Here is an 8,131-nt window from a genome sequence, read left to right on the forward strand (position 1 = left end):
ACCATTTACATTTCTTTAACCGCTAAAGGGCCAAGCTAAGGCAATCACAGTCAGGTTTGGGGGAGAGAAAATGCGCCGCTTCAGTGCTTGGAAAACAGACAATCTGTGGCGGATCGCCTTGCTGTGGCTTGCGATGGCTTTGGGGATTAAAGGTGCCATGGCGCAGCCCTATCACATCAGGGCGGGTGATGTTCTGCGGATCGAAGTTCTGGAAGACCCTGAGTTGAACCGGTCGGTTTTGGTGACGCCGGATGGGCGCATATCGGTGCCAATGGCCGGCACCATGCGCGCGTCGGGGCAACCGATTGAAGCAGTTCAACGTGGCTTGGCCGGACGTCTGGCTGCCGCCTTTACCAACCCGCCCAATGTTTTCGTATCGGTCGAGCGGTTGGCCGATCCGCGTCTGGATGTGGGGCGCGCAGGCGCGCCGGAGTTGATTTCTGTCTATGTCATGGGAGAGGCGAACAGCCCGGGCCTTTTGAAAATTCCACCGGGTACCAGCGTCTTGCAGGCCTTTGCCGCGATGGGCGGTTTCACCAAATTTGCGGCGATCAAACGCATTCAACTGCGGCGGGCGGCGCAGATCGTGCCGCTGAACTATCGGCAGATCGAAGCGGGGTCGCAAGCGGCGCATATGAAACTGCGCGAGGGCGATGTGATTGTCGTGCCCCAAAGACGGTTGTTTGAATAAGGCCAGTGCCGTGATCGGCTGCGTCTTGCGGCGTTGGGGGGCGGCTTGCTTATTCGGATTGCCCGCGTTGGCGCAAGGGGCAGGCTCGGGTGGTATTGCGCTGGACATGGCGGTTGAAACCTTTGCCGAGGGGCGGTCAAACCCACAATTGGACGGGGCAAATCCGCAGCCTTTGAATCAAATCGGCAGCGCGTTCAGTTTTGGCGTGCTGACCCAAACCCGCAGCCAGGAATTATCGTTAACGGGGGGGATATCCCTGCGGGCGACGGATGGGCCGGGCGGAGAGACCGTGGCAAATGGTGTCGTCGACCCATTTCTAACCTTGCGCTATTCGCGACAGGCGCGGGGTGCGTCGTTGTCCTTTGATCTGCGGTTTCAAGAGACGGATCTGGTGCAGACTGCGCCCGGTGCATTCGGGGCCAGCATCCAAACCGGCACGGCAAAACAGCGGGAACTTGGTGCGGAAATTGGCCTGAAATGGAGAGAGACTGCGCCCCTTGGGTTCGGTGTTTTGGCCAGCCTTCAAAAGACCGCGTTCATCGATGGAACCGCCTTTGGGCAGGGGGGGCAGGTGTTGCGCGGGACCACGCGGCACCGGTTTGAAGCGCAGGCGCGGTTTGATCTGGATGCGGCACATCATGTGATCGCGACCGTAGGATATCGTACCTTTCGGCAAGAAGCCACGACGGGTCGCCGCGAGAGTTTTCACCTTGATAACATGTATCAGATCGACAGGCCGCGGGGGCCATTCGCGGTCAATTTGAGGTATAGCAAAACAGAAGCCGGGCATCGGTTCAGCGGGATGCTGCGCCGTGAGTTAACCCTGCCCGATGGCATTGCGCGCGCGGGTATTGGTGCCGCACGCGGGGCGACGGGGGGCCGATATGTGACCGGCAATCTGGAATATAAGACAGCGCTGGTTCGAGGCAGTTTCGAGGCGCGCCTGCGCAGAGATCTGACGAGTAGCGATCAGGATGACAGCGAACAAATCAACACCTCAATAGGGGTGCGGTATAAATTTGACGCGACGCCGTTGGATGGGATCACCGTTGATATTGACTGGGCAGAGGCCAAAAACACCCAATCGGGGTTAACCACGATGAACCGGGTTTTTGCGATTTCCTATGCCCGAGAGCTGAGCCGCACGGCGCGTTTCAACATCGGGCTGCGCAGGCGAGTGCTGCGCGACAGTGTTACCGGTGTGGGGCAGTCGAATGAAGTATTCATGTCGTTCCGCCGCAAATTCAGCGCGCGGTTCTAGGGCGATTTTTCAAACAGTCGCGCGTAGGCGGCCAAAAGATGTGGTGCTGAATGCGCCCAAGACAGCTGATCAAGCACCCGTTTACGGCCCGCCCATCCCATATCCCAACGCAGCGACGTATCATCGATCAGCGTTTCGATTTTATGCGCAAAATCAATGGGGTCGTTTGGCTGCGCATAGAGCGCCGCAGGTCCGGCGGATACGCGCCCCTCGGTCAGGTCAAACTGCACGACGGGTTTTTCCAGCGTCATATATTCCATCACTTTGTTCATGGTAGAAATATCATTCATGGTGTTTTTGGGGTCAGGGGCGACGCCGATATCAATGGCGTTCAGGGCGTCCAAAAGGGCGTGGTCATACAGCGGACCGGCAAACGTAAAGTGGTCCTGGAGCCTGCGCTGCGCCACGTCTTGGATCATGTCGTGGTGGGCGGGGCCGAAGCCGATAATCAGAAAATGAACATTTGCATCGGTTTTATTAACCAAGTGGTCGGCGGCGCGAACAAGCAGATCCATGCCCTCTTGCTGGCCGATGACGCCAACATAGCCGATCAGGATCGCGGCCCCTTTGCGATAGGTCTGATCCCCTGCGGCGGGTAAAAATTCGTCGGTCTTTGGCGCGGAGCGGACAGTGAAAACATCATCCGCGTGCATCCCGCCACGGGTGATCGCGATGGTGCGAAAGCTGTCGTTAGTGGCGATCGAAATGTCTGCGGTCTTGAACGTCATGCGTTCCAGCAGGCGCATCAAGTGGTAAACGGGGCCGCGTTTGGCAAACTTGGCTTCGAACAGTTCGGGGCTGACATCGTGGTGATCAAAGACATAGCGCACGCCGCGCCGACGGTACCAACGGGCAAGCAGAAATACCAAATCAGGGGGATTACAGCCTTGGATCGCGTCGAAGGGGCGGCGTTTCCAGATGGTTTTGGCCAGCCTGAACCAGTGCCGAAGGGCGTGACCGTATTCGCGCGCATAGGCGAGCGTGCCGGAATGCGCCTCGGCCGGTTGGGGGTAGCGATAGATATGGACGCCATCGATTTGCTGATACTCTTGATCCCATCCGCGCCCCATGGGGCAGATGACGGAAACCTCGTAACCCGCCTGTTGCAGGGTTGTCGCCTCGAGCCAGACACGGCGGTCTAGGGGGACAGGCAGATTTTCCACGACGATTAGGATGTGTCGATCTGGATGGTCCGTCATATGTCCAACGTGGCTGGGGCAGGGTGCGCCTATTGGGGCCTGAACCTATAAATTTTCGGTAAACCTGTGGCGACTTATTCTTAAACTGTCTGAATAGGGCCTGTGTTTGACCGCTGTTTGCCGCGAAGTTGACACATCTTTGCGGTGCTTAGGCAGGGCGCGGGACGACCGCCCAGCCCAAGAGAAAACCCATGCAACCTGACGAACCGATCACCCCGAAAACCAGTCTGGCCACGCTAAGCGTTGTCGGGGCCATCGCCATTTTTCTGCTAGTTGGCGTGCTTGGCGGGTGGGCCGCAACGACGAAAATCAACGGTGCTGTGATTGCAAAGGGCCAGATCGAAGTCGCAGGTAAGCCGAAGATCGTGCAAACGCTGGATGGCGGTATCCTTGCCGAGATTTTGGTGCGCGACGGGGATCATGTTGCAAAGGGGCAGGTGCTGGCGCGGCTGGACCCGACGCTGCTGCAGATCAATCTGGACATGGCGCGCACACGCCTGGCAGCGGCACTTAGCCTGCGGGCGCGGTTGGAGGCGGAGCGTATGGGGGCCGCGGAGTTGGTGTTTGATTACGCCGATTTCCCAATGTCGCCGCAACATCTGGGGGCGGTTCTGCGTAGGGCCGAAGATCGCCAGCGCGATATATTCGAGGCCCGGCAGAATATGCGCCAAGGCGCTGAGACGCAGATGCGCGGGCGGTTGGCGGATTTGGACACACAGGCGCAGGGGATTTCGGGGCAGATGATCGCGCTGGAACGGCAGCTTTCCTTTGTTGAGGGTGATTTGGCGCATATCAACGCGCTGATGGCCAAGGGGCTGTCGCGGCGGGACAAACTGACCGAGATCCTGCGCAGGCAAGCTGCGTTGCAGGGTGATCTGGCCGAGCGGCAGGCCGAACTGGCAAGTGTGAAAAATCGACGGCGCGAGATTGCAGTTAATGCCGATCAAGAAGAGCGTGCGCTGCAGGAGAAAACCACAACAGACCTGCGCGAGCTGTTCGTCGAAATAGAAGAGCTGACGCTGGTAATTGTCACGCGGCAGGCGCAGTTGAAACGGGTGGAAATACGCGCGCCGACAAGTGGTATTGTGCATGAATTGCAGATGACGACTTTGGGCGGCGTGATCCCCGCGGGTGGCACGCTGTTGCAGGTGATCCCGCAGGATGCAGGGTTGGCATTCGAAGTGCGGGTGCCGCCGCGCGACATTAACAAAGTGCGCCGCCAACAGCCGGCGCAGATTGTGATGACGGCCCTTGATCCCCAGAAAACGCCGAAACTTGTCGGGCGGGTCGGGGCCGTGTCGCCCGAGACAGTTAAGGATCCGGTAACCGGTCAACCGTTCTATCGCGTGGCTGTACATATCGCGGAGGAGGAACTGGGCCGGTTGCCAAAGGCAGAAAGGTTGATCGCCGGAATGCCCCTAGAGGTGTTTTTGCAGACCCGCGAAAAAACCGTACTGAGCTATCTTACGGAACCGTTGATGGCGCAGCTGAGCCACGGGTTTCGCGAATAAATGCGGGGGGATGTCACGCGTTAAAGAATAATTAACCTCGACGATGCCCTAAAAGGGGATGCAGTACACACATTTGCCCTCTGTTATCACCGTCGTGATCCCGCATCTTAACCAACGTCTTGCGTTGTTTCGATGTCTGACCGCCCTCGAAGCGGGCCACCGCCGCGCGGATGAGATTATTGTTGTCGATAACGGATCATCGCGCCCGCCCACGGAAATCTGCAACCAGTTTGATAATGTTCGCTTGCTGCATCAGCCTGCTGCGGGTCCGGGACATGCGCGCAATCTGGGTGTGGAACACGCATCGGGGAATATCATTGCGTTTATTGATGCTGATTGCATCCCAAGCCCTGAATGGCTGGCCGCCGCACAGCACGTCATGCAGTCTGAGCAAGCGCCGATTGCCGGCGGGGACGTGCGGATTGCCTGCGATGATCCAAAATCATTAACGATGGTTCAGGCCTACGAGAGCATTTTTGCCTATCGCATGGATCGGTATATTTCGCGTCAGGGGTTCGCCGGAACCGGGAATTTGGTCGTGAGGAGTGAAACCTTTGATCGCGTCGGGCCATTTGCCGGGCTGAACACTGCCGAAGACCGCGAATGGGGGCAGCGGGCGACGCGCATGGGCGAACCTATCCATTTTGCCCCAGATATGCGGGTTTTTCACCCTGCGCGCCCCAGCTTTGCCGCATTGCAGGCCAAGTGGGATCGGCAGATATCACACGACATGCGGCAGGGCACGGGCTGGCAGGGGAATGTCAGATGGGTGGCAAAGGCATTGGCGTTGGCGGCATCCCCCGTGTCCGAGATACCGCGCATTGTGACGAGCAAACGGATCGAAGGGCTGGGCAACCGTGCCAAGGCGTATATTTGCCTTGCCGGTATCCGCATCCACCGTTCTGTGCGGATGCTACAAATGATGAAAGACGGGAACGCGGGCTATTACGTTAGCCGCTGGAACCGATCAGATGCCGGCTGAGGCCGGATGCTGCGTTCTGCCGGTTTAATCCTGTCAGGCAACGTCGCAAGTGCTGCCCTGATGATGGCACGCACCTTGTTGGTGTCGCGGTTGATCAGTCTTGAGGATTTCGGCACGGCGTCGGTATTTTGGCTGGCCGTGTCCTTGGTTGAGATGGCGTCGGCCCTAGGGTTTCAACAGCAAATGGCACAATCGGCGAATGGTGACGCGCCAGAGTTTCAATCGGCCTTGCAGGGGTTCTCTGTTCTGCGCGGTCTGGTTAACGCGGGGTTGCTGCTGGTCCTTGCCGCCCCGCTTGCGGCGTTTTTCGCACTACCAGATGCGCTGTGGGCCTTTTACCTGATCGCAATTTTGCCGCTGATGTCTGGGTGTGCCCATTTCGACGCCTTCCGCTTTGGCCGCCAGATGGCGTATCGGGCATCGGTTTGGTTGACCGTGCTGCCACCGGTCGCGTCGCTGATCTCGGTGGCCCCGCTGTATCATCACTTCGGCGACTATCGCGTGCTGCTTTATGCGATCCTGGTGCAGGCCGCGCTGTCGCTGGTGATCTCTCATGCGGTGGCGACGCGGCGGTATCGGTTGTGCTTTGACGGCGCATTGATCCGACAATCGTTCAGTTTTGGATGGCCGTTAATGATCAGCGGTGCCTTGATGTTTTTGGTGTTTTACGGGGAAAGGGGCATTATCGCGCGTCATTTCGGGTTGGAAATGATGGCGATCTTTTCAATGGCCTTGTCCCTGACCCTGACGCCCGCGCTGGTTTTGACACGCAGCACGATGAGCTTGTTCTTACCGCAGCTATCGGCGGCGCGGGGGACGAGCGGTTATTCCAATCTCGCAGTGATCATTTTGCAGGTCCATCTGTTTTTGGGCTGCGTGATGGTGGTTTGCGTGGCGCTGTTTGGCGCGCCATTCCTAATGCTGGTTTTGGGGGAAAAATATGCGGCGGCGCTTCCGTTGCTGGTGTGGCTGGCCAGTTTGATGGCGTTTCGTGTGTTTGCGGGTGGATGCGCGATTGTGGCCCTTGCGGCGGCACATACGAAAAACGAAGTGATGGCGAATGTGGTGCGGGTGGCGCTGCTGCCCGTCGCGTGGGGGACCGTGCAGGCGGGTGCAGACGTCATGACATTGGTCTGGATCGGCATCGCCGGAGAGGCGGCAGGCTATGCGATCGGTTTGACCATGGCCCTTGCTAAACAACACCTGCCGCTGCGCCCGCTGGTGTTGCCAATCCTGTCTGCCATGGCGCTGCTGACCTGTGCATGTACGCTAGATGTTCGGGGGGATTGGTGGGCAAGTGGCGGTATTTTGGCTGCGCTATTGGCCTTGGTACTCCTGAGCATGCCGCAATTGGTGACCTATCTGCGCAAGAATACCGCGACGGGTTTCGCGGTGGGATCATGAGGATGGATGCCAATTGGGCCGCGGGCATCTGCCTGCAAGATGTTGCGCAGGGGCGTGACAATAATTTCAATCTGATCCGGTTTTGTGCGGCCACGGCGGTATTGGTCTCGCATGCTTGGCCCGTCGCACTGGGCCCCGCGCAGATCGAACCGCTAAAAGCTGCGCTTGGGCATTCTTTGGGGCAGCTGGCACTGTATGTGTTTTTTGCGCTCTCGGGGTTTTTTATCACGGCGAGCTTCGAGCGGTCGAACTCAGCCGCCGTTTTCATCACAGCGCGTGCGGCGCGGCTGTTCCCCTGCCTTGCCGTATCGCTAGTGTTTGTGGTTTGCGTGATGGGGCCGCTGGTTACGGGCGTGCCTGTGTCAGACTATTGGTCTGATCCCGAAACAGGCATGTTTTTCTTTCGCAACATAGGATTGGTCTGGCCGCAATATACCCTGCCGGGGGTGTTCGTGGACAACCCCTATCCGAAGGTCGAAGGGTCAATCTGGACGCTGTCGCATGAGGTTGCGTGCTATTTCATCGTGCTGGTTCTGGGGGTGACGGGCCTGCTGGCGTCGCGTGTTTTGCTGATGTGCGTGTTGATCTTGTACATCGCTTTTTATGCTGCACCCGTCGATTTTCACCACCGTGTTGTGCAGTTCCAATGGTTGTCGCTACCGTTCGTTATGGGTGTCATGTTTTGGAAATTGCGGGACTGGATAAATTTGTCCCTGCCGGTTTTGGCAGGGCTGAGCGTGCTTGCATATCTTGGGCACAACACCGCTTTTTCCTATCCGCTGCTGATTTTGGCGCTCAGCTATGGGGTGTTTTGGCTGGGCTACGCGCCGTCGGGACGTGTCAGGCAGTTCAACCGGCTGGGCGATTATTCCTATGGCATCTACATCTATGCCTTCCCGCTGCAAGGGTTGGCGGTTTGGCTGTGGGGGGCCGGATCACCCGCCGGTAATATTCTGTTGTCCTTTCCCATGGTTTTGATCTGCGCGGTGATTTCGTGGCACTGGGTGGAACGGCCCACGCTCGGGCTTGCGCGGGCCGTTAAGGTGCTGCGGCTTAAACGGGTGTGGTGATGGCCCCGATGCA

7 protein-coding genes are annotated in these 8,131 nt (G+C 58.2%); 6 read left to right on the forward strand and 1 reads right to left on the reverse strand.

Annotated elements, in window-relative coordinates:
- Window positions 1-70: 70 nt before the first annotated feature.
- A complete protein-coding gene (locus tag AADJ11_RS19540; RefSeq protein ID WP_341236087.1) occupies window positions 71-691 on the forward strand; it encodes a polysaccharide biosynthesis/export family protein in 621 nt (206 codons plus the stop codon).
- Window positions 684-1,952: a hypothetical protein gene (locus tag AADJ11_RS19545; RefSeq protein ID WP_341236088.1), complete on the forward strand. Its 1,269-nt coding sequence runs from the start codon at window positions 684-686 to the stop codon at window positions 1,950-1,952. Before AADJ11_RS19540 ends, AADJ11_RS19545 begins: the two co-directional genes overlap by 8 nt.
- Here the strand turns inward: AADJ11_RS19545 and AADJ11_RS19550 are convergent.
- Window positions 1,949-3,151, reverse strand: a complete 1,203-nt coding sequence (locus AADJ11_RS19550; RefSeq protein WP_341236089.1) for a glycosyltransferase family 4 protein — start codon at window positions 3,149-3,151, stop codon at window positions 1,949-1,951. The two genes, AADJ11_RS19545 and AADJ11_RS19550, sit on opposite strands and share 4 nt — an antisense overlap.
- Window positions 3,152-3,342: 191 nt before the next feature.
- On the opposite strand from AADJ11_RS19550, the gene AADJ11_RS19555 reads away from it, so the two are divergent.
- From AADJ11_RS19555 to AADJ11_RS19570, 4 genes are read left to right on the forward strand one after another with little or no spacing between them, the layout of a single operon-like run.
- Window positions 3,343-4,662, forward strand: coding sequence for an HlyD family type I secretion periplasmic adaptor subunit (locus AADJ11_RS19555; protein WP_341236090.1), 1,320 nt, complete (start codon window positions 3,343-3,345; stop codon window positions 4,660-4,662).
- 58 nt (window positions 4,663-4,720) lie between these two features.
- A complete protein-coding gene (locus AADJ11_RS19560; protein WP_341236091.1) occupies window positions 4,721-5,644 on the forward strand; it encodes a glycosyltransferase in 924 nt (307 codons plus the stop codon).
- A 6-nt stretch (window positions 5,645-5,650) separates the two neighbouring features.
- Window positions 5,651-7,048 carry an oligosaccharide flippase family protein gene (locus AADJ11_RS19565; RefSeq protein WP_341236092.1) on the forward strand — a complete coding sequence of 466 codons (1,398 nt, stop codon included), beginning with the start codon at window positions 5,651-5,653 and terminating at the stop codon, window positions 7,046-7,048.
- A 2-nt stretch (window positions 7,049-7,050) separates the two neighbouring features.
- A complete protein-coding gene (locus tag AADJ11_RS19570; protein ID WP_341236093.1) occupies window positions 7,051-8,118 on the forward strand; it encodes an acyltransferase in 1,068 nt (355 codons plus the stop codon).
- Window positions 8,119-8,131 lie beyond the last annotated feature (13 nt).

This window comes from uncultured Sulfitobacter sp. (assembly GCF_964021855.1).
Classification (GTDB): domain Bacteria; phylum Pseudomonadota; class Alphaproteobacteria; order Rhodobacterales; family Rhodobacteraceae; genus Sulfitobacter.